The organism is Streptomyces pseudoechinosporeus, assembly GCF_054783935.1.
Genome location: NZ_BAAGPS010000017.1, coordinates 85,521 through 105,835 on the forward strand (window position 1 = coordinate 85,521; position 20,315 = coordinate 105,835).

A 20,315-nucleotide genomic window follows, 5' to 3' on the forward strand; every position below is an offset into this window, starting at 1 on the left:
TGATGGCCGAAGACCGGGTGCTGAGGGTGCGTACGCTCCTCGAAGCCGTACGGGCCGAGGGCCGGACCGCGCTGACCGCGCCCGAGGGCAAGGTGATCGCCGACGCGTACGCGATCGCCGTCCCCGGCGAGGAGTTGGCGACGGACGTCGACGAGGCGGTCGCGTATGCGGCGCGGTTCGGCGGACCTGTCGTGATGAAGATCGTCTCCCCGGACATCCTGCACAAGACCGACGCAGGCGGCGTGATCGTCGGAGTGGAAGGCTCCAGCGACGTAAGGGCCGCCTTCCACCAAATCATCGACAACGCGCGTGCGTACGCGCCCGATGCCCGTATCGAGGGCGTACAGGTGCAGGAACTGCTGCCCCAGGGGCAGGAGGTCATCGTCGGAGCGGTGACCGATCCGACGTTCGGAAAAGTCGTCGCCTTCGGGCTCGGCGGTGTGCTGGTGGAGGTCCTGAAGGACGTCACTTTCCGCCTCGCCCCCGTAGACGCCGACGAAGCGCTGTCGATGCTGGACTCGATCCGCTCGGCGGAGATCCTGCACGGGGTGCGCGGCGCGCCGGCCGTGGACCGGTGGGCGATCGCCGAGCAGATCCGCCGGGTCTCCGAACTCGTCGCGGACTTCCCGGAGATCGCCGAGGTGGACCTCAATCCGGTGATCGCCACCCCGGAGGGGGCGGTCGCGGCGGACATCCGCGTGATCCTCGCGGACTCGGTCCCGAAGGAGCGTCGTACGTACACGCGCGAGGAGATCCTCACCTCCATGCGCCGCCTGATGCAGCCCTCCTCGGTCGCAGTGATCGGTGCCTCCAACGAGCAGGGCAAGATCGGCAATTCGGTGATGCGCAACCTCATCGACGGCGGCTTCTCCGGAGAGATCCACCCGGTGAACCCCAAGGCCGATGACATCTTGGGCCGCAAGGCGTACAAGAGTGTCACCGACGTTCCCGGTGAGGTGGATGTGGCGGTCTTCGCGATCCCCGCCAAGTTCGTGGCCTCGGCCCTTGAGGAGGTGGGCCGCAAGGGGATCCCCAACGCCGTACTGATCCCCTCCGGGTTCGCGGAAACAGGTGAGCAGCAGCTCCAGGACGAGATCGTGGCCATCGGCGAGCGCTACGGCGTGCGGCTGCTCGGGCCGAACATCTACGGCTACTACTCGACATGGCAGGACCTGTGTGCCACGTTCTGCACGCCGTACGACGTCAAGGGCGGCGTCGCGCTCACCTCGCAGTCCGGTGGCATAGGGATGGCCATTCTGGGCTTCGCGCGCACTACGAAGACGGGTGTTTCGGCGATCGTGGGGCTCGGCAACAAGTCGGACCTGGACGAGGACGACCTGCTGACCTGGTTCGGCGAGGACCCCAACACCCAGTGCATCGCCATGCACTTGGAGGACCTCAAGGACGGGCGCGCCTTCGTGGAGGCAGCGCGGGCGACTGTCCCCAAGAAGCCGGTGGTCGTCCTGAAGGCGGGCCGTACGGCGGCCGGTGCCAAGGCCGCGGGCTCGCACACGGGCGCCCTCGCGGGCGACGACGCCGTGTACGACGACATCCTGAAGCAGGCTGGCGTCATCCGGGCCCCCGGGCTGAACGACATGCTGGAGTACGCGCGCGCGTTGCCGGTGCTTCCGACCCCTCAGGGCGACAACGTCGTGATCATCACGGGCGCCGGCGGCAGTGGCGTACTGCTCTCCGACGCGGTGACCGACAACGGTCTCTCCCTGATGGAGATTCCGCCGGACCTGGACGAGGCCTTCAGGAAGTTCATCCCGCCCTTCGGAGCCGCCGGCAACCCGGTGGACATCACCGGCGGCGAGCCCCCGTCGACGTACGAGGCGACGATCAGGCTGGGCCTTACGGACCCGCGGATCCACTCGCTCGTCCTCGGCTACTGGCACACCATCGTGACCCCTCCCATGGTCTTCGCCGAACTCACCGCGCGCGTGGTGGCCGAATTCCGGGAGCGCGGCATCGAGAAGCCGGTGGTGGCGTCGCTCGCGGGCGATGTCGAGGTCGAGGAGGCGTCCCAGTACCTCTTCGAGCACGGCGTCGTGGCGTACCCGTACACGACCGAGAAGCCGGTGGCCGTGCTGGGCGCGAAGTACCGCTGGGCTCGGGCTGCGGGACGGTTGGGGGGCGGTCGATGAACTGAGCGACGGCCCGAACCACGGGGCCTGCGGTGACCGCTCGCCGCGGGCCCCGGCGCGAAGAGAACGGACAGGGGGCGCTGGCCAGACTTCTTCCACGCGAAGGGTTCGATCGACATGGCGACAACTGACATCTCCACATCCGTCCCCTACAGGGAGGTGACGGACGCCAACGGCCGGATGTACCGGATCGGTGAATCCGATATCGACATCATGGGCCGCAAACGCAAGTGGATGGTCATCCTGCCCTGGGTGGGCATGATGGGCATCAGCTCGGCGGAGTACGCATTCGCCTCCGCCGAGGAGACTCTGCACACGGCACACCACTGGAGCAACGGGCACATCTTCTGGATGCTCGGTGTGTGGGTGTTCTTCCAGGCGGCTGTGGCCTTTCCGGCCGGAAAGCTCCGCGAGAGCGGGAAGCTGCCCGCCCGTTGGGCGATGATGCTGGGCGCGGTCGGCACTCTCCTGGGTTATGTGTCACTCGCGTACGCACCGCATGTGATCGTCGCGTACGTGGGCTTCGGCATGTTCAGCGGTATGGGCGCCGGCATGGTGTACGCGACCTGCGTGAACATGGTCGGCAAGTGGTATCCGGAGCGCAAGGGCGGCAAGACGGGCTTCGTCAATGGCGGCTTCGCCTACGGCTCGGTGCCCTTCGTGTTCATCTTCACCGGCTTCATGGATCTCTCGAACTTCCGCTGGGTCCTCGTCTCCGTCGGCGTCTTCCTGGCGGCGGTCGTCGCCGTGGCTGGTTACTTCTTCCAGGATCCGCCGAAGAACTGGTGGCCCGCCGAGGTCGACCCGCTGCGGAAACCGGACGATCCGCGCGCGCGGCGCGCACTGGAGAAGAACCCGCCCGCCGTGAAGCAGTACACGCCGATCGAGGCATGGCGGACGGGCCGAGTGGGTCTCATGTGGTTCTGCCTGCTGTGCACCTCGGGCGTCAACATCTTCGGCATCGCCTTCCAGGTGCCGTTCGGCAATGACGTCGGCTTTGCGGGCGGGATCGTGGCGACCGCCATGTCCATGAAGGCGATCGTGAACGGCACCGGTCGCGGCGTCATCGGCTGGCTGTCCGACCGGTACGGCCGTAAGCAGTGCCTGATCTTCGTCTGCATCGTGCTGGGTCTGTCGCAGTACGGCATCCTCTGGTCCGGAAACATCGGCAACCTGCCGCTGTTCCTGGTGTTCTCCAGCATCTCCGGATTCGGCGGCGGCGCGATCTTCCCCATGTTCGCGGCGATGACCGCGGACTATTTCGGCGAGAACAACAACGCCTCCAACTACGGCCTCGTCTACAGCTCCAAGCTGGTGTCCGGCCTGCTGGGCTCCGGCATGGGCGCCGTGGTCGTGAGCGCCTGGGACTACGCGGGCGCCTTCATCCTCGCCGGTTCCATCTCGTTGTTCGCCGGCTTCGTGGCCCTGTTCCTGCACCCACCCGGGCGGCCCCGCAAGCAGCGCATCGAGCCCAACCCGCACCCGATCGGTGAGGAGATGGCCTGAGATGACGGGCGGGGCCCACGGCGCGCGCCCTCCCTTCGGCACACCAGGCTGCCGAAGGGAGGGCGCGCGCTGTGGGAGCCGTCAGCACTTCTCGCGCAGGGAGTGCAGGTGCTCGCTGGAGCGGCGGGCGAAGGTGAAGGACTCGGTGGGGTTGTCGTGTTCGGCCTGCCAGTGGTGGGCGAGGCGGTGGCCGTGCAGGCGCGTGACGCCGGAGATGAAGCGCTGGTAGTCGATGTCGCCGTCGCCGACGTCGGTCATCTGGTAGCCGAAGGGGTTCGACGGGTCGCTGACGCCGTCCTTCACGTGGAAGAGCGGGTAGCGGTTGGGCCGCTTGAGTACGTAGTCGAGGGGCTCGAAGGGCGCCGGTGTGCCGTCGACCCGCTTCGAGAAGCGGAACTGGCCCACGTAGGCCCAGTAGATGTCCATCTCCAGGTAGACGAGTTTCGGGTCGGTCTCGGCGAGCAGCACGTCGTAGAGGCGGACCTTCGGCTTGTCGGTGGCGAAGGAGAACTCTTCCGAGTGGTTGTGCTGGTAGAACTTCATGCCGCGCGCCCTCGCCGCCGCGCCGTAAGTGTTGAACTCCTCGGCGGCGCGCTTCCACGCGTCGACGGTCGAGCCGTAGCGGAACGGGTTCGACGCGGTGCCGATGTGCTTGAGACCCAGGGCCTGGGCGTCATCGAGGACCTTGTTGAGGTTCTGCGCGAAGGTGTACGCGTTCGGGTCGCTGGAGTAGTAGCCGACGTGGCTGCCGATGGGGTTCAGGCCGTGGTCGCGGGCCAGTCGCTTGAGCTGGGCGAGCGTGATGGGTCCCGCCGAGCCCTGGGTGTATCCGGCGAACTCGACCTCGTCGTACCCGTACTTCGCCAACTCGGCGAAGACGGGGGCGAAGCCGAGCGTGGAGACCTTGTCGCGGAGGCTGTAGAGCTGGATGCCCAGCCGGCCAGGCGGCAGGACGGGGCGGCTCCGGCCCGCTTCGGCTGCCGTGGCCGGGGTGGCGGCGGTGCCGAGCAGGGCGGCGGCGGTGGCGCCCGCGGCCACGCCGAGCATGCCTCGTCTGCTGAGGCGGTGGGTGAGTTCGGGGTCGTCGTTCTTGCTGGTGACGGCCGTGAAGGCGGTGCGGCTTGAGCGGCTCATGCCTGGAACTCCTCGATGTCGAAGGGCGTTGTCAGTGGTGAGTGCTTCACTTGGGACCAGTTGGAAGAGACAGGTCGGGTGGGACCGCGGGCCATGGCGTGCCCGTCGGCGCCGATCAGTCGAGACCGGCCAGATGGAGCAGGAGTGATTTCACGTCGGTGGCCGCGAGGCGGCCGTCGACAGCGCGGGGGGTGGAGCAGATGAGGAGCGGACCTTCGTCGTCGCTCGTGGGAAGGCGGCCGTGGCTGCCGCGAATAGGTGACGGGTCGAGGGGCACGACCGCCATGCGATAGCGCATGCCGAGCTTCTTGCGGGCCAGTGCGCCCGCCGCCTTGACCTTGACGTACGGGTCGAGGGGATCCATGAAGAGCTCGACCGGGTCGTAGCCGGGTTTGCGGTGGATCTCGACGAGCCGCGCGAAGTCGGGCGCGTGGGCGTCGTCGAGCCAGTAGTAGTACGTGAACCAGGCGTCCGGCTCCGCTACGGCGATGAGTTCGCCGGAGCGGGGATGGTCGAGGTGGTGGGTCTTCTTGCCCTCGTCGTCGAGGAGTTGCTCGATACCGGGCAGGTCGGCGAGTGCTGCTCGGGTGGCGTCGAGGTCCTCGGGCCGACGTACATAGACGTGGGCGATCTGGTGGTCGGCAACAGCGAAGGCACGTGAGGCCATCGGGTCGAGGTACTCCATGCCGTCCTGCGTGTGCACCTCGAGAAGTCCGGCTCGGCGCAGTGCGCGGTTGATGTCGACGGGGCGGTCCGCGCGGGTGATGCCGTACTCGGACAGGGCGACGACGGTACGGCCTTCCGCCCGCGCCTCGTCGAGAAGTGGGGCCATGGCCGCGTCCAGGTCGGCGGCCGCTTGCAGGGAGCGCGGGTCGTCGGGGCCGAAGCGCTGCAGGTCGTAGTCGAGATGAGGGAGGTAGCAGAGGATCAGGTCCGGATGGCGGGTGCGCAGGATGTGACGGGTGGCGTCGATGATCCAGCGACTGGAGACGAGGTCGGCGCCGGGACCCCAGAAGTGGAAGAGCGGGAACGTGCCGAGTTTCTCGGTGAGTTCATCGTGCAGGGCCGGGGGCCGGGTGTAGCAGTCGGGTTCCTTGCGGCCGTCGGCGTAGTAGATCGGACGGGGGGTGATGGTGATGTCGGTGTCGGCGCCCATGGCGTACCACCAGCAGATATTGGCGACTGTGTAGCCGGGGTGCGCGCGGCGGGCAGCGTCCCAGAGCTTGTCTCCGGACACCAGGCCGTTGTGCTGGCGCCACAGGAGCACGTCGCCGAGTTCGCGGAAGTACCAGCCGTTGCCGACGATGCCGTGCTCGGCGGGGTGGGTGCCGGTGAGGAAGGTGGACTGAGCGGCGCAGGTCACTGCGGGCAGGACGGTGCCGAGGTGGGCTCGTGAGCCGGACTGGTCGAGAGCTTTGAGGTGGGGCATGTGGTCGAGGAGAGGAGGAGTGAGACCCACGACGTCGAGCACCAGGAGCGGGGTGGGGCCGCCGGGTTCCCGGGACGGGTTCACAGATCGGTCCACCGACTGGTTCACGGCAGCTCCTTCAGGCCGAGGTCCGTCAACAGGTCGCGGGCGAGGGTGAGTTCGGCGGCGATGCCGTCGGCGAGCTGGGCGCGTCCGCGTGGGCGCAGCTCGGGCGGGAGGGTCTGCCAGGTGTAGGTCTCGACCTCCAGATGACGGGTGAGCGGGTGCGGGCCGCCGACCAGCCGGGTCAGTGCGTCCTTGAGTACGGGCAGCGTGGAGGTGAGGGGTGCGGCGGGGACCGCGTGCAGCGGGACGTGGAAGTGAGCGCGCCACGGGGACGTGTCCGGCAGGGCGTCACTCTTGAGGGCTTCGCCGAGGTCGTCGGTGCCATCGAGGCCGGCTGCGATGGTGCGGGTGCGGGTCTGGTGCAGGAAGCGGGGCTCGTCGAAGGCGGCGAGGGCCTCGCGGACTTCGGGAAGGTGGGGGTGTTCGGCGTGCAGGGCGGCTGAGAGCTGGGACTTGACGATGGGGACGCGGGCGGTGGTCAGCGCGTCCAGGGCGGTGTGCGGATCTTCGAAGGAGGTGGCGAGATGACAGGTGTCGACGCAGACGCCGATGCGGTCGTGGTCGATCGCGGTGAGCGGGGCGATGGCGTCGGTGGTGGTTTCGACGATGCAGCCGGGCTCCGGCTCCAGGCCGATACGGATGGAGCGGCCGGTCAACTCCTCAAGGGCGTCGAGGCGTTCGGCCAGGGTGGCGAGGGCCGTGTGGGCCTGGGCGGCACGGGTGTCGTCATAGGCGGTGCGCCAGGCGAGCGGCAGGGTGGAGATGCTGCCCTCGGTGACGTCGTCGGGGAGCAGACCGGCGAGGACACGGGCCAGGGCGGTGGTGTGGTCGAGGCGTTCGGAGTCGGCCCAGTCCGGCTTGTACACGCGGTACTTGACCTCCTCGGCGCCGAAGCCTTCGTACGGGAAGCCGTTGAGGGTGACGACTTCAAGGCCTCGGGCATCGAGTTCCGTGCGCAGCCGGCGCAGGGCGGACGGGTCGCTCACGAGGGCGTGGGCGGCGTCCTTGGCCAGCCACAGGCCGATGCCGAGGCGATCGCGGCCAAGGCGGCGGCGTACGGGTTCGCAGTGGTCGCGGAGCTGAGCGAGGACGCCGTCGAGAGTCTCGGCCGGGTGGACGTTGGTGCAATAGGCGAGGTGGACGGTCGAGCCGTCGGGGTGTCGGAAGCGCATGGGTTACGCCTCCGGGGTGGCCGAGTCGGTGACGGGGGTGCCGCGGAGGATGGAGTTGCCCTCGTGGGTGGCGTCCGTGTCGGCGATGTCGAGGTCGAGACGGCCGCTGAGTCCGTAGAAGGCGACGGGGTTGCGCCACAGCACCTGGTCGATGTCGTCCTCGGTGAAACCTGCCTCGAGCATGGCGTCGGCGACCTTGCGGGTCTTGAGCGGGTCGCTTCTGCCCCAGTCGGCGGCGGAGTTGACCAGGACCCGCTCCGGCCCGTACTCCCGAAGGACCGCGACCATCCGCTCCTCGTCCATCTTGGTGTCCGGATAGACGGAGAACCCGAGCCAGCAGCCGCCGTCCTTGGCCTCCTTGACCGTGGTCTCGTTGAGGTGGTCGACCAGCACCCGGTCCGGGGGCAGCGCGGACTCCCGGACGACGTCGAGGGTGCGGCGCAGGCCCGCCAGCTTGTCTCGGTGCGGGGTGTGGACGAGGGCGGGCAGCTCATGGTCGGCGGCGAGCTGAAGCTGGACGGCGAGTGCGGTGTCCTCGGCGGGGGTCATCGAGTCGTAGCCGATCTCGCCGACAGCCACGACGTGATCCTTGACGAGATACCGGGGCAGTTCGTCGAGGACGGGCACGCAGCGGGGGTCGTTCGCCTCCTTGGGGTTGAGGGCGAGCGTGCAGTGGTGGGCGATGCCGTACTGGGCGGCACGGAAGGGTTCCCAGCCGAGAAGCGAGTCGAAGTAGTCGAGGAAGGAGGCGGGTGAGGTGCGGGGCTGGCCGAGCCAGAAGGAGGGTTCCACGAGGGCTCGGACGCCGGCCGCGTACATGGCCTCGTAGTCGTCGGTGGTCCGTGACGTCATATGGATGTGGGGGTCGAAGATGCGCATCAGGACTCCTTGCCGGACGGGGTGCCGGGGTCGCGCGACGGTGCCGAAGCGGTCGGCACATCGCTCCCGGGCTCGGTCAGGGCCAGGACGCGGTACAGGTCCTCGGGCACGGGACGGCCCGCGGCGGAGCGTTCGTCGGCGTAGTCGCCGAGCATGCGGGCCAGTTCGAAGTCGGCACGGGCGCGGCGGGACAGTTCGGCCACCGCGTCGATGGGGACGCCGGTGAACAGACACTTCAGGACCGCGTGCCGCCAGTTGTGGGCGTCCAGATGCCGGGCGGCGTACGGGCCGACGGCGGCGGCCACGAGCCGGGTGTCGTTGGTGCGCAGTGCGTCCTCGACGATCGGCAGGGCTTCGGGGCCCGGTACCAGGTGGGGCAAGGCGTGCAGGACGGCGCGGCGTTCGGCGGCGGTGCCCTGGCGGTAGGCGCGGGCGAGGGTGTCGGCGTCGGCCCGGGCCGCGTGCAGGAGGAGGACGCGGGCGGCGTCGGCGTGCTCGGGCCCGCAGCGACGACCCGCCTCGGCGATGCGCAGCTCCCAGACGGAGATGGGCCCGTGCGTGCCCGGGTGGGCCGCTGCCTCGTCCAGGGCACGGTCCAGCCAGGCGCGGGCGGTGGCGTCGAGCTGGGAGTTCAGGCGGGCGTGCAGGGCAGCGACGGCTTCCGTCAGCGGGGCGGGAGAAGGGGTGGCGTTGTGGAGGTGGTTCACGGGGTTCTCCCTTCGGAGGTGGCGGGGCCCTCGCCGGGGATCGGTGTCTCGTCGGGGACTTGGGAGCCCGTCGGGGACTTGGGAGTTGTCGGGCCTTGGGAGCCGTGGGAGCCGTCGGGCAATTGGGAGTTGTCCGGCTCTTGGGACTTGGCGGGCTCTTTGGAATCGAGACAAACGGCCGTGTGGTGCAGGAACTGGAGGGATTGCTCGGCGAGTTGAGGGCCTGCATGGGAGTGACGGGGCAGTTCGACGCAGATCAGGCCCTGATAGGGGGTGGTGGCCAGGGCTTCAAGTACGGGCGGGAAGTCGATCTCCCCGTCGCCGAAGGGGAGGTGCTCATGGATGCCGCGACGCATGTCCTCGATCTGGACGTGGCGGAGCCAGGGGGCGGCGGCGCGTACGCACTCCGCGGGTGAGAGGGGTTCGAGGCACTGGCAGTGGCCGATGTCGAGGGTGAGGCCGAGGGCGTCGGGGCTGCCCAAGGTTCGGCGGAGGCGGTGGAAGTCGGTGAGGGTGGCGAGGAGGTGACCTGGTTCGGGTTCGATGGCGAGTGGGATGCCGGCGGTGGTGGCGGTGTCGAGGACGGGGGCGAGTGTTTCGGCGAGGCGTTTCCAGGCGGTGTCCTCGTCCGTGCCCTCGGGGGTGATGCCGCTGAAGCAGTGCACGGCGTGGGCACCCAGGTCGGTGGCTACCTGGACCGCCCGGATCAACAGGTCGACACGTCGGGCCCGTTGATCCGGGTCCGGGTCCAGCAGCGACGGGCCGTGCTTGTGCCTCGGGTCGAGGACATAGCGGGCGCCGGTTTCGATGGTGACGCCCAGTCCGAGTTCGTCCAGCCTGCGGGCGACTCGGCGGGTGCGGGCCGCGAGGTCCGAAGCGAGCGGGTCCAGGTGCATGTGGTCGAGGGTCAGGCCTACGCCGTCGTAGCCGAGGTCGGCGAGCAGGGAGAGGGCGTCGTCCAGGCGGAGGTCGGTGAGGCCATTGGTGCCGTAGCCGTAGCGGAGGGGGTGGTCGTTGGTGGGCTGAGAGCAGGAGGGCGCGACGGCGCCGGGGCTTGGCTGAGGAGCGATAGGCGTATCGGCTCCGGAGCTCGGCTGTGAGCCGGTGGCCTGGCGGCTGGGCTGAGGGCTCATGTCACGTCACGCTCACCTTCCGGGCGAACTTGCGGGCCGCCGGGGCGAGGGCGGCCGTCAGCAGGGCCGTGGTGAGGGCGCCCGAGCGTGCGGCGAGGGCGGCCTGGAGCGGGATCATGGCTCGGATGCCGCCGCCGACGGCCCGTTGGGTGAGCGGGGGTGACGGGTTGAGGGCGGCGTGGAAGAGGGGGCGGGCGCAGGTCGCGGCGTAGGCGACGGCGAGTGCTGTGCGTATGGCGTCTTCGGCGGTTGCCTGCGCGGAGTGTGAGCCGAGGCTGCGGCCGGGGCCCGAGCCAGGGCTTTCCACGAGGCCCGGTCCCGGGTCTCGCCCGTGCCCCGGGCTGAGGGCCCTGACGGGTGGCAGGGACCTGGCGTGTGACAGGGCGCTGAGGGGCCACGCAGCTCTCGCGAGGCCGACAATGCCGGCCGCCGTCGAGCCGGTGCACCGGCTCGACGGCGGTTCCGCGCGGTGGGTGCCATGGGTTCTGGCCAGCCGCGTGCCGGAGCCGGTGTCTCGGCTCGCGCCGACCGCCCGGGCCGTTGCCCCAGGGCGGCGCGTCATGGCCCAGGTCAGCGCTGTGGTGGTGGCGAGGGCAGCCAATGGGGCCGCGGGTGTGCCGCCCCGGGTTTCGTGGCGGGAGACGGTGGTGGTTGCCAGGGTGTGGGTACCGAGAGTCAGGGCTGAGGGCCATGCCCCGCGCGTATCGCCCTTGGTGGTTGCCGCGCCGAGGAGGAGGTCCAGGGCTCGGGCGGTGGCCATCGCCGCGGGACCGGCGGCCGTGCGTTTGAGGATCAGGTCGTACGCCCAGACCGTGGCTGCCAGCGCTCCGGCGACCGCCAGCGGTCGGCGGCCTGCGCGGGCTGCCAGAGCCAGGCCCGCAGCCGTCAGGCCTCCGGCTGCCGCGAGTGCCGCGCGTGGGCTGATGCGGCCCGAGGGCAGCGGGCGGTGGGGGCGGTCGATGGCGTCCTCGGTGCGGTCGGCCCAGTCGTTCAGGGCCATGCCCGCTTCGTACAGGCAGAGGGAGGAGCCGATGGCGAGCAGGGTGCGCGAGGTCGGGCGTGCTCCGGCCGCGGCTGCGCCCGCGAGTGCGTCGCCAGGGACGGTGAACAGGGCAGGGAGGCGGAGCAGTTCGGCCCAGGGGTTCGGCCGGGGGCTCGTCGCGCGCGGCCGTGCGTCAGGGCCACCCGATTCAAGGCGCACTCCGGTGCCCGCGCTCGGGCGCGCCCCCGTCGCCCCGACCAGGGGCTCCCCCGTCCGCCCGGACCGCCGACGTCCACCCGCCCACCGCGTACCACCGACCGCCGCTCCCGGCCGCGAGCTCATCACCCCACCAAGCCGCCACACCAGCCCAGCACTCAGCAGCCGCAGCCGCCGCGCGGAGCCCTTGTCCGCCGAAGCACCACCCGTCACCCCGCGCCCCAACCCCCTCATCGCCCCTCCCCCGAAAGCCTTCGCGGCTCCCGCGCTCCCGGCGCCCGCAACCGCCCCGCGAACCGCCCCAGTTCCGCGTACTGCTCCCCCAGAGCCGAAGGCCCCTCCCCCACCGGGTCCTTGAAGTAGAAGCCCAGTTCGCTCAACGGGCCCGAAAGACCCGCCTCGTGAGCCCGAGCCACCAGGCGGGCCAGGTCCAGGATCAGAGGCGCGGCGAGGGCGGAGTCGCAGCCCTGCCAGGTGGTCTGGAGGATCATGCGGGTGCCGAGGAAGCCGTCGAAGGCGATGTGGTCCCAGGCGGTCTTCCAGTCGCCGAGCGCCGGTACGTCGTCGATGTGGACCTCGCCCTCGGGGACCGTGCGGAGGGTGTCGGCGAGGACGCGTTCCTTGCCGGCGTTCTTCGCCGCCGCGGCAGCCGGGTCGGACAGGGCCGCGCCGTCACCGCCGCCCAGCAGGTTCGTGCCGGACCAGGCACGGACCGCCAGCGCGCGCTGCGCGAACATCGGGCCCAGCACCGACCGCAGCAGGGTCTGGCCGGTCTTGCCGTCACGGCCCGCGTACGGCAGCCCGGACGAGACGGCGGCTGACGCCAGCGCCGGGTGATGCAGACCCGTGGACGGCGTGAAGTTGACGTATGGGCAGCCGGCCCGCAACGCCGCCGCCGCATAGAGCGAGCTAGGAGGCAGCTCGGTCCCGGCCGGAGCCGGTTCCGTGGAGGCGACGTTCATGACCACCGCCCGCGCGAGACCGTGGCGGCGTACAAAGTCCTCCATGTCCGCTGCGAAGGCGGCCACCAGTTCCTCCGTGTCCCGGGTGTCCCCGGGGAGCGGGCCGCCCGGCCTGATCTCCCGGTCCGCAGCGGCGAGTTCGGCTCCCACGGCCGTCGGGAGGCCGTGCGGCAGGACTCCCCCGGCGGCCAGGACCTCCGCGCGCTTGGGCAGGGGGCAGTCCTCCGTGTCGTGGCCGCCGAAGACCAGGGACGACAACGGCGGCAGTCCGGAGCCGGAGAAAAGGTCGGTCTCGGTGACCATGCCCGTCGGAGGGTGCAGGCCCGCGGTCATGGCCGCGCAGCCCGCGACGGCGGTGGTGGCGACGGAACCGCGCGCTCCGATCAACCACACGCCCACCCGCGACTCGGACATCCGGGACTCGGAAGGGAACGGTTCGGCGGACATGGTCAGCCTCCTTGTCGTACGCGAACCAGACGGGCCGTACGCGAACCAGACGGCCGTACAGAAGCCAGAGAGCCCTGCAAAAACCAGAAGGAAGACGGCGGGCGGGAGTCCGGCGTCCCCCGCCCGCCGTCGCTCAGTCACCCGGTGGAGCCGACCGTGTCGACGCCTTCGCGGGCAGTTCCTTGATCCGGATGTCACGGAAGGACACCTGGTCGTCGGCCCCGTGGTTCTGGATGCCGATATGACCGTCACGCAGGCTTCGCGCCGGATCGGTGTTGGTGAAATCGTTGATCTTCACGCCGTTGAGATAGACGCGGAGCCGTTCGCCCTCCACGCGGATCTCGTACGTGTTCCACTCCCCCGGCGGATTCAGCGCACGGTCGCGCTTCCTGATGTCGGCGGACTGGAAGCTGTAGACGGACCCGGTGGTGCGGTCGGGCGTGTCCGTGGCGTCGATCTGGATCTCGTACCCGTTGTTGACCGCCGACCAGGGATCGTCGGAGGCCGGGAAGCCCACGAAGACACCGGAGTTGTCGTCACCGGAGGCACTCGCCATCTTCCAGTCGAGCTTCAGCGAGTACGAGCCGAACCCCGATGCGCCGTACCAGAGCATGCCCAGGCCACCCGAAGACGTGAGCGTGCCGTCGTCGCCCAGGCTGAACGAACCCGGCCCGGCCTGCTTCCAGGCGGACAGCGACTGAGCCGTGCCGTCGAAGAGCGGCCGGTAGCCGTTCTCCGAGCGGCAGTCGGCCTCCGCGGCCCCGATCGCCCAGCGGACCCCGCCCAGCAGGTGTTCCCGGACGACAGGATCGGCGAACGACTCCTTGGTGTGGCCGACCCCGGTGTAGAAGGAACGGCCGCCCTGGTAGTTCTGGCACCAGGCGATCGGATGGTCGCCGTTCATCGTGCCGCCGGTGTACGACGACTCGTCGAGCGAGGCCAGGACATGGGTGCGTTCCCGGGGATTGGAGCGGTAGTCGTACCACTCGTCCGTACGGTTCCAGGACTCCGCGAGATGCGAAGTGGCCGGATGCGCATGGTCCTCGACCTCGATCCGTGCAGGCTGGATCGCCGGGTGCGACTTGAAGTAGGCGCCCACAAGACCGCCGTAGAAGGCCCAGTCGTACTCGGTGTCGGCGGCGGCATGGATGCCCACGTAGCCGCCGCCGCGCCGGACGTAGCCCTCGAAGGCGTTCTGTTGGGCCTCGTTGAGCACGTCTCCGGTGGTGGACAGGAACACGACCGCGTCGTACTTGGCGAGGTTGCGGGAGGTGAAGGCTGCCCCGTCCTCCGTCGCGTCCACGGCGAATCCGTTCGCGGCGCCGAGGTCCTTCACCGCGGCGATCCCGTCCGGAATGGAGTCGTGCCGGAAGCCGGCGGTCTTGGAGAACACCAGGACCCTGTCAGCCGGGGACCCCTTCGAGTCGGGGCCTTTCGACACAGCGGGCCCCGACACACACCCGATGAGCAGGGCGGCGCCCACAACTGCCGTCACCGTTCTGCCTGTTGCTCGCATCGCGGCACACCCCCTCAGCCGGTCGTGAACGTGAAGTCGTCGACCTCGTACAGCGCTCCGGTGCCACGCCCCTTGAACACGAGGTAGAGCGTGGTCGTCCCGCGCGGTGCGCCCTTCAGGGACGTACTGACGTCCTGGTAGTTCTCCCAGCCGCCCGTCACCGGAACGGTCGCGGTGCCGAGGACGCGTCCCTTGGGTGAGCCCGCGCGGATCTCGAGCTTTCCGCCCGTGCCGCCGGAGGCGACCCGTGCCGTGATCTTCTTGGCATTGCTCAGGACGTAGGGCTCGAAGGAGATCCAGTCGCCGTTGTTGATGTCGCCGACGGTCTCACCGCCGTGCGCGGTGGCACGTGTCTGCACCTTGGCTCCCGAGGCCTTCCCGAAGTGCTCGGCCTGGCGGTGCGTGGGCTGGGTGACGGCCTGGTCGTGGGTGGTGAGCGCCTCCTGGCCGCCGCCACCGCCGTCGGTGTACTCCGCGTCGAAGACGCCGAAGATGTTGGCGTCCTCGTCATGGCCGCCGTCGGCGCTGGTCTGGATGGTGCCGGTGCAGCCGTTCGCCGAGGTCACCGGGTGACCGTGGCTGTCGTGGCCAAGGATGAACGTGACCTTGACCTTGGCGCAGTCGATGGTCCCGTCCTCCGGGTCGGTGACCTTCACCTTGAACGGCACAGCGTCCCCGAAGCTGAACAGCTGCCCGTCACGCGGCAGTTCAAGGGTCACCTTCGGCGCCGTGTTGCCCACCACGATCTGCACACTGGAGCTGCCGGTACGGCCACTGGGGTCCTTGGCCGTCAGCGTCGCCGTGTACGTCCCGTTCTTCGTGTACTTGTGCGTGGGGTTCGCCGACGTGGACGTACCGCCGTCGCCGAAGTCCCAGTTGTACGTGAGGGAGTCGCCGTCGGCGTCACTGGTGCCGGCGGAGGAGAACTTCACCCGCAGCGGTGCCTGTCCGGAAGTACGGTCGGCCGCGGCCTGCGCCACGGGCGAGTGTCCGTCGGTCGCGTTCTCGATCCGGTACAGAGCGGAGTTCTCGTCGCCGCCGAACCACGCCAGGCCGTAGTCGAGGACGTACAGCGCGCCGTCCGGGCCGAAGGCCATGTCCATCACCTGGGTGCCGGTCCACGGGATGTCGTTGATGGACTGCACCGTGCCGTCGGCGTCCGAACTGATCCGCTTGATCCAGCGGCGGCCGAACTCCCCGGCGAAGAAGTCGCCGTCGTACGCCTCGGGGAACTTGACCGGCGAGTCAAGGTTCGGGTCGTAGTGGTAGACCGGGCCGCCCATCGGGGACTCGGAGCCGTCGCCGAACTCCGGGACGGACGCGCCGTCGTACGGGATCCAGGCGGGCTGCGCGGGAGGCAGGTCGGTCAGGCCGGTGTTGTTCGGCGAGGTGTTCTTGGGGGCGGCGCAGTCGAATGCCGCACCGGAAGCGCCGGTTGCGAAGTCGTAGTCCACGTAGGCGTCGTTGTCGCCGGTGCAGTACGGCCAGCCGAAGTTGCCGGGCTCGGTGATGCGGGCGAACTCGACCTGGCCCGCGGGACCACGGGCGGGGTCGGCGGCTCCGGCGTCGGGGCCGTACTCACCCACGTACAGAATCCCCGTCTCCTTGTCGACGCTGAAGCGGAACGGGTTGCGCAGGCCCATCGCGTAGATCTCGGGGCGCGTCTTGTCCGTGCCGGGTGCGAAGAGGTTGCCGTCGGGGATGGCGTACGAGCCGTCGGCGTTCACCTTGATGCGGAGGATCTTGCCGCGCAGGTCGTTGGTGTTGCCGGCCGTGCGCTGGGCGTCGAAGGCCGGGTTGCGGTTCGCGCGCTCGTCGATGGGGGTGTAGCCGTCCGACTGGAACGGGTTGGAGTCGTCGCCGGTCGACAGGTACAGGTTCCCCGCCGCGTCGAAGTCGATGTCGCCGCCCACGTGACAGCAGATGCCGCGGGATGCCGGGACGTCGAGGATCTTCGTCTCGCTGGCGGTGTCGAGGGTGCCGTCCGTCTTCAGGACGAAGCGGGAGAGCCGGTTGACGCCGTCGAAGGGCGCGAAGTCGGCGGCGGTGCCCGTCTCGGGGGCGTCGCCCGCCGGGGTGTTCATCGGCGGGGCGTAGTAGAGGTAGATGAAGCGGTTGTCGGCGAAGCCGGGGTCGACGCCGATGCCCTGGAGGCCTTCCTCGTCGTGCGCGTACACGTCGAGCTTGCCCGCGAGCTTCGTGTTTCCCGAGGCGTCGGTGAGGCGCAGTTCGCCGTCGCGCGAGGTGTGCAGGACCGAGCGGTCCGGGAGGACGGCGAGCGACATGGGCTCGCCGACCTCGGGTTCGCCCTTGGCGAGGGTGACCTGCTGGAAGTCCTCTGCCGTGGGCTCGGCAGCCGCCGCCGGGGCGCCACCCGGGTCGGCGACGGCTGCGCCGGCCGCGGGGGCGGTGAGGCCGAGTGAGGCGCCCGCGAGCAGCAGACCGCTCAGCAATGCGAGGGCCCCACGAAGTCTCGGGCGTCTGGTGTGGCTTCTGGTGTTCCTGTTTCTGACGTACGGGTGCACGAATGCCTCCACGATGGGGCTGGTCGTACGGGTGTGTGCGGGTCGCCGGGGTGCGCCGTCACCCCGGAGGTGCGTCGAAAAGATCAGTCGTTGCCGCCGAACGCCGCGTCGAAGGACGCCGTCGGCGGCTCGAAGTCGTACGCCTTGAGTCGGGTGAGTGCCTCGGGTGCGCCCTGGAGGCGGTCCATGCCCGCGTCCTCCCACTCGACCGAGATGGGTCCCGTGTAGTCGATGGAGCGCAGCATCCGGAAGACGTCCTCCCACGGGACGTCGCCGTGGCCGGCGGACACGAAGTCCCAGCCGCGGCGCGGGTCGCCCCAGGGCAGATGCGAGCCGAGGCGGCCGTTGCGTCCGTCGAGGCGCTTGCGTGCTTCCTTGCAGTCGACGTGGTAGATCCGGTCGCGGAAGTCCCACAGGAAGCCGACCGGGTCGAGGTCCTGCCAGACGAAGTGCGAAGGGTCGAAGTTCAGCCCGAAGGCCGGACGGTGGTCAACTGCCTCCAGCGCGCGGTGAGTTGTCCAGTAGTCGTACGCGATCTCGCTCGGGTGGACCTCGTGGGCGAACCGCACGCCCTCGTGGTCGAAGACGTCGAGGATCGGGTTCCAGCGGGTGGCGAAGTCCTCGTAGCCGCGCTCGATCATCGACTCGGGGGCGGGCGGGAACATCGCGACCAGATGCCAGATCGCGGACCCCGTGAAGCCGATGACGGTGTCGACACCGAAGGCCGCCGCCGCGCGCGCGGTGTCGGCGATCTCGGCTGCCGCCCGCTGTCGTACGCCTTCCGCCTCGCCGTCGCCCCAGATGCGGGCCGGGAGGATCGCCTGGTGACGTTCGTCGATGATGGCGTCGCAGACCGCTTGGCCGACCAGGTGGTTGGAGATGGCCCAGCACTTCAGGCCGTACTTGTCGAGCAGTTGTCGCCGGGAGTCGAGGTACGAGGAGTCGGCGAGTGCCTTGTCGACCTCGAAGTGGTCGCCCCAGCAGGCGAGTTCGAGTCCGTCGTAGCCGAAGTCGCGGGCGAGCCGGCAGACCTCCTCGAGCGGCAGGTCGGCCCACTGGCCGGTGAAGAGCGTGAAGTTGCGCGGCATGGAACGGCCCTCCTCAACTCGCGATGGGGGTGTATACGGAGTTCTTCGCGGCGCTCTCCTCGACGGCCGCGAGCACGCGCTGCACCTGCAGCCCGTCGGCGAAGGAGGGCACCGGTGCGCTGCCCTCGGCGATGGCGGTCACCAGGTCGCGGGCCTGGTGGACGAAGGTGTGCTCGTAGCCGAGGCCGTGACCGGGTGGCCACCAGGCCTCCAGGTAGGGGTGGTCGGGTTCGGTGACGAGGATGCGGCGGAAGCCCGCGTGGGTGCCGGGCTCCCGGTGGTCGTGGTACTCGAGTTCGTTGAGCCGCTCCAGGTCGAAGGCCAACGAGCCGTGTTCACCGTTGAGTTCGATGCGCAGAGCGTTCTTGCGGCCGGTGGCGTACCGGGTGGCCTCGAAGGAGGCGAGCGCGCCCGAGGCGAACCGGCCGGTGAACAGGGCGGCGTCGTCGACGGTGACCTGGCCGACTCCGTTGGCGGAGACGGCGGACAGGCCGCTGGTCGGTCCGCCGGGCAGCGGCCTCTCCCGTACGAAGGTCTCGGTGAGCGCGGACACTCCCACGACCGGCTCGCCGACGAGGTACTGCGCGAGGTCGACGATGTGCGCGCCGAGGTCGCCGAGCGCGCCCGAGCCCGCCGTCTCCTTGCGCAGCCGCCAGGTCAGCGGGAACTCCGGGTCCACCAGCCAGTCCTGAAGGTACGTCACCCGTACGTGGCGCAGGGCGCCCAACCGTCCCTCGGCGACCATCTTCCGGGCGAGCGAAGTGGCGGGCACCCGGCGGTAGTTGAAGCCGACCATCGCCACCTGGCCGCGTGCGGCTGCGGCTTCGGCAGCCTCGGTCATCGCCTCGGCCTCCTCCACCGTGTTGGCGAGGGGCTTCTCGCACAGCACGTGCTTGCCCGCGGCCAGTGCGGCAAGGGCGATCTCGGCGTGGCTGTCGCCGGGCGTGCAGATGTCGACGAGGTCGACGTCGTCCCGGGCGATCAGCGCCCGCCAGTCGGTCTCGGCCGCCGCCCAGCCAAGCCGGTCGGCCGCCGCGCGTACGGCCTGTCCGTCACGGCCGCAGACGGCGGCGAGGACGGGTCGGCGCGCCAGGTCGAAGACGCGGCCCACGGTGCGCCAGCCCTGGGAGTGGGCGGCGCCCATGAACGCGTATCCGACCATGCCCACGCCCAGCGCGGGCTTCGCTGCCTCGTCGCCCTGGTGCGGCTGTCCCATGGAGATGTCCTCCTCGTCGTCGTGGCGCTGTGGGGGGTGTTGTGGCGGTGCGCATCACTGGAAGCCGGTGGACAGGTCACTTGAAGCCGGTGGGCATGTACTGGTCGACGTTCTCCTTGTCGACGACGGCCGAGTAGAGCGTCAGGGATGCCGGGATCTCGAACTCGGCGAGGCCGCCGACGCCCTTGCCCTGGCCGAGGGCGCGGGCGAGGTCGATCGCGGAGGCGGCCATGGTCGGCGGGTAGAGGACGGTGGCCTTGAGGACGCCGTCGTCCGCCTTGATGGCCTGGAAGGCGGACAGCGCGCCCGCGCCGCCGACCATCAGGAAGTCGTCGCGGCCTGCCTGGTCGATGGCGCGCAGGGCGCCCACGCCCTGGTCGTCGTCGTGGTTCCACAGGGCGTCGAAGTTCGACTGGGCCTGCAGCAGTTGGGACATCTTGGCCTGCCCCGACTCGACGGTGAAGTCGGCGGACTGCCGGGCGACCTTCCTGATGTTCGGGTAGTTCTTGAGGGCCGCGTCGAAGCCCTGCGTACGCTGCTGGGTCAGCTCCAGGTTGTCGATCCCGGCGAGCTCGATGACCCGGGCGTTCTCCTTGTCCTTGAGCTTCTCGCCGATGTAGTGACCGGCGTTCAGACCCATGCCGTAGTTGTCTCCGCCGATCCAACAGCGGTACGCCTGCGGGGAGTTGAAGATCCGGTCGAGGTTGACGACGGGGATGCCGGCGCGCATGGCCTGGAGTCCGACCTGCGTGAGGGCCTTGCCGTCGGCGGGCAGTACCACCAGGACGTCGACCTTCTTGTTGATCAGGGTCTCGATCTGGCCGATCTGCGCGGCGGTGTCGTTGGAGCCCTCGGTGATCTCCAGCGTGACGTCCTTGTACTTCTTGGCCCGGTTCTTGGCGTTGTCGTTGATGGCGTTCAGCCAGCCATGGTCGGCCTGCGGGCCCGCGAAGCCGATGGTGACCTGCTTGCCTGGCTTGTCGTCGGCGGCGGGCTGGTCGTTGGAGGCCGGCTCGTCGCTGGACTCGTTACTCGTGCAACCGGCGAGGAGCGCGCCGGCCCCGACGGCGGCGGTGCCGAAGAGCAGTCCTCTGCGGCTCGTGAGCTCTGGCATGGCGGTGGACCCTTCCGTGAAGGACGTGCGAAACGGC

At 69.7% G+C, this 20,315-nt stretch carries 15 protein-coding genes; 2 read left to right on the forward strand and 13 right to left on the reverse strand.

All coding sequences use genetic code 11. The annotated features are described in order from the left end of the window. The first annotated feature begins 2 nt into the window (after positions 1-2). Positions 3-2,147: an acetate--CoA ligase family protein gene (locus ACYVO6_RS22370; RefSeq protein WP_461063747.1), complete on the forward strand. Its 2,145-nt coding sequence runs from the start codon at positions 3-5 to the stop codon at positions 2,145-2,147. A gap of 117 nt (positions 2,148-2,264) precedes the next feature. Then, positions 2,265-3,653: an OFA family MFS transporter gene (locus tag ACYVO6_RS22375; protein ID WP_461063749.1), complete on the forward strand. Its 1,389-nt coding sequence runs from the start codon at positions 2,265-2,267 to the stop codon at positions 3,651-3,653. 81 nt (positions 3,654-3,734) lie between these two features. Here ACYVO6_RS22375 and ACYVO6_RS22380 read toward each other — a convergent pair whose 3' ends face one another. From ACYVO6_RS22380 to ACYVO6_RS22440, 13 genes are all read right to left on the reverse strand, one after another. After that, a complete protein-coding gene (locus ACYVO6_RS22380) occupies positions 3,735-4,787 on the reverse strand; it encodes a sugar phosphate isomerase/epimerase family protein (RefSeq protein ID WP_461063751.1) in 1,053 nt (350 codons plus the stop codon). Positions 4,788-4,902: 115 nt separating this feature from the next. Continuing rightward, a complete protein-coding gene (locus ACYVO6_RS22385; RefSeq protein WP_461063753.1) occupies positions 4,903-6,324 on the reverse strand; it encodes an alkaline phosphatase family protein in 1,422 nt (473 codons plus the stop codon). Next, the gene (gene eboE / locus ACYVO6_RS22390; protein WP_461063755.1) at positions 6,321-7,493 is read right to left on the reverse strand and encodes a metabolite traffic protein EboE; all 1,173 of its coding nucleotides are present in this window, start codon (positions 7,491-7,493) and stop codon (positions 6,321-6,323) included. The genes ACYVO6_RS22385 and eboE overlap by 4 nt, the downstream gene beginning before the upstream one ends. Positions 7,494-7,496: 3 nt before the next feature. Further along, positions 7,497-8,372, reverse strand: a complete 876-nt coding sequence (locus ACYVO6_RS22395; protein ID WP_461063757.1) for a TatD family hydrolase — start codon at positions 8,370-8,372, stop codon at positions 7,497-7,499. After that, positions 8,372-9,079, reverse strand: coding sequence for an EboA domain-containing protein (locus ACYVO6_RS22400; protein ID WP_461063759.1), 708 nt, complete (start codon positions 9,077-9,079; stop codon positions 8,372-8,374). The genes ACYVO6_RS22395 and ACYVO6_RS22400 overlap by 1 nt, the downstream gene beginning before the upstream one ends. Beyond that, positions 9,076-10,212 (reverse strand): sugar phosphate isomerase/epimerase family protein, encoded by a 1,137-nt coding sequence (locus ACYVO6_RS22405; protein ID WP_461063761.1) that lies wholly within the window; start codon positions 10,210-10,212, stop codon positions 9,076-9,078. Before ACYVO6_RS22405 ends, ACYVO6_RS22400 begins: the two co-directional genes overlap by 4 nt. Before the next feature lies 1 nt (position 10,213). Then, on the reverse strand, positions 10,214-11,644 hold the full coding sequence (locus ACYVO6_RS22410) for an SCO3242 family prenyltransferase (protein ID WP_461063763.1): 1,431 nt from the start codon (positions 11,642-11,644) through the stop codon (positions 10,214-10,216). Then, positions 11,641-12,819, reverse strand: a complete 1,179-nt coding sequence (locus ACYVO6_RS22415; RefSeq protein ID WP_461063765.1) for an inositol-3-phosphate synthase — start codon at positions 12,817-12,819, stop codon at positions 11,641-11,643. The genes ACYVO6_RS22410 and ACYVO6_RS22415 overlap by 4 nt, the downstream gene beginning before the upstream one ends. A gap of 133 nt (positions 12,820-12,952) precedes the next feature. Next, positions 12,953-14,335 (reverse strand): ThuA domain-containing protein, encoded by a 1,383-nt coding sequence (locus ACYVO6_RS22420; protein WP_461063767.1) that lies wholly within the window; start codon positions 14,333-14,335, stop codon positions 12,953-12,955. A gap of 14 nt (positions 14,336-14,349) precedes the next feature. After that, positions 14,350-16,860, reverse strand: a complete 2,511-nt coding sequence (locus ACYVO6_RS22425) for a PQQ-dependent sugar dehydrogenase (RefSeq protein WP_461063769.1) — start codon at positions 16,858-16,860, stop codon at positions 14,350-14,352. 83 nt (positions 16,861-16,943) lie between these two features. Further along, on the reverse strand, positions 16,944-17,948 hold the full coding sequence (locus ACYVO6_RS22430; RefSeq protein ID WP_461063771.1) for a sugar phosphate isomerase/epimerase family protein: 1,005 nt from the start codon (positions 17,946-17,948) through the stop codon (positions 16,944-16,946). A gap of 13 nt (positions 17,949-17,961) precedes the next feature. Beyond that, entirely contained in the window at positions 17,962-19,164 is a 1,203-nt protein-coding gene (locus ACYVO6_RS22435) for a Gfo/Idh/MocA family protein (RefSeq protein ID WP_461063773.1), read from the reverse strand. 76 nt (positions 19,165-19,240) lie between these two features. Next, the gene (locus ACYVO6_RS22440; protein WP_461063775.1) at positions 19,241-20,278 is read right to left on the reverse strand and encodes a substrate-binding domain-containing protein; all 1,038 of its coding nucleotides are present in this window, start codon (positions 20,276-20,278) and stop codon (positions 19,241-19,243) included. Between the last annotated feature and the right edge of the window lie 37 nt (positions 20,279-20,315).

Coding starts and splice junctions, on each gene's coding strand:
- ACYVO6_RS22370 (WP_461063747.1), top strand. CDS start 3: ATGGCCGAAGACCGGGTGCTGAGGGTGCGTACGCTCCTCGAAGCCGTA.
- ACYVO6_RS22375 (WP_461063749.1), top strand. CDS start 2,265: ATGGCGACAACTGACATCTCCACATCCGTCCCCTACAGGGAGGTGACG.
- ACYVO6_RS22380 (WP_461063751.1), bottom strand. CDS start 4,787: ATGAGCCGCTCAAGCCGCACCGCCTTCACGGCCGTCACCAGCAAGAAC.
- eboE (WP_461063755.1), bottom strand. CDS start 7,493: ATGCGCTTCCGACACCCCGACGGCTCGACCGTCCACCTCGCCTATTGC.
- ACYVO6_RS22395 (WP_461063757.1), bottom strand. CDS start 8,372: ATGCGCATCTTCGACCCCCACATCCATATGACGTCACGGACCACCGAC.
- ACYVO6_RS22405 (WP_461063761.1), bottom strand. CDS start 10,212: ATGAGCCCTCAGCCCAGCCGCCAGGCCACCGGCTCACAGCCGAGCTCC.
- ACYVO6_RS22410 (WP_461063763.1), bottom strand. CDS start 11,644: ATGAGGGGGTTGGGGCGCGGGGTGACGGGTGGTGCTTCGGCGGACAAG.
- ACYVO6_RS22415 (WP_461063765.1), bottom strand. CDS start 12,819: ATGTCCGCCGAACCGTTCCCTTCCGAGTCCCGGATGTCCGAGTCGCGG.
- ACYVO6_RS22420 (WP_461063767.1), bottom strand. CDS start 14,335: ATGCGAGCAACAGGCAGAACGGTGACGGCAGTTGTGGGCGCCGCCCTG.
- ACYVO6_RS22430 (WP_461063771.1), bottom strand. CDS start 17,948: ATGCCGCGCAACTTCACGCTCTTCACCGGCCAGTGGGCCGACCTGCCG.
- ACYVO6_RS22435 (WP_461063773.1), bottom strand. CDS start 19,164: ATGGGACAGCCGCACCAGGGCGACGAGGCAGCGAAGCCCGCGCTGGGC.
- ACYVO6_RS22440 (WP_461063775.1), bottom strand. CDS start 20,278: ATGCCAGAGCTCACGAGCCGCAGAGGACTGCTCTTCGGCACCGCCGCC.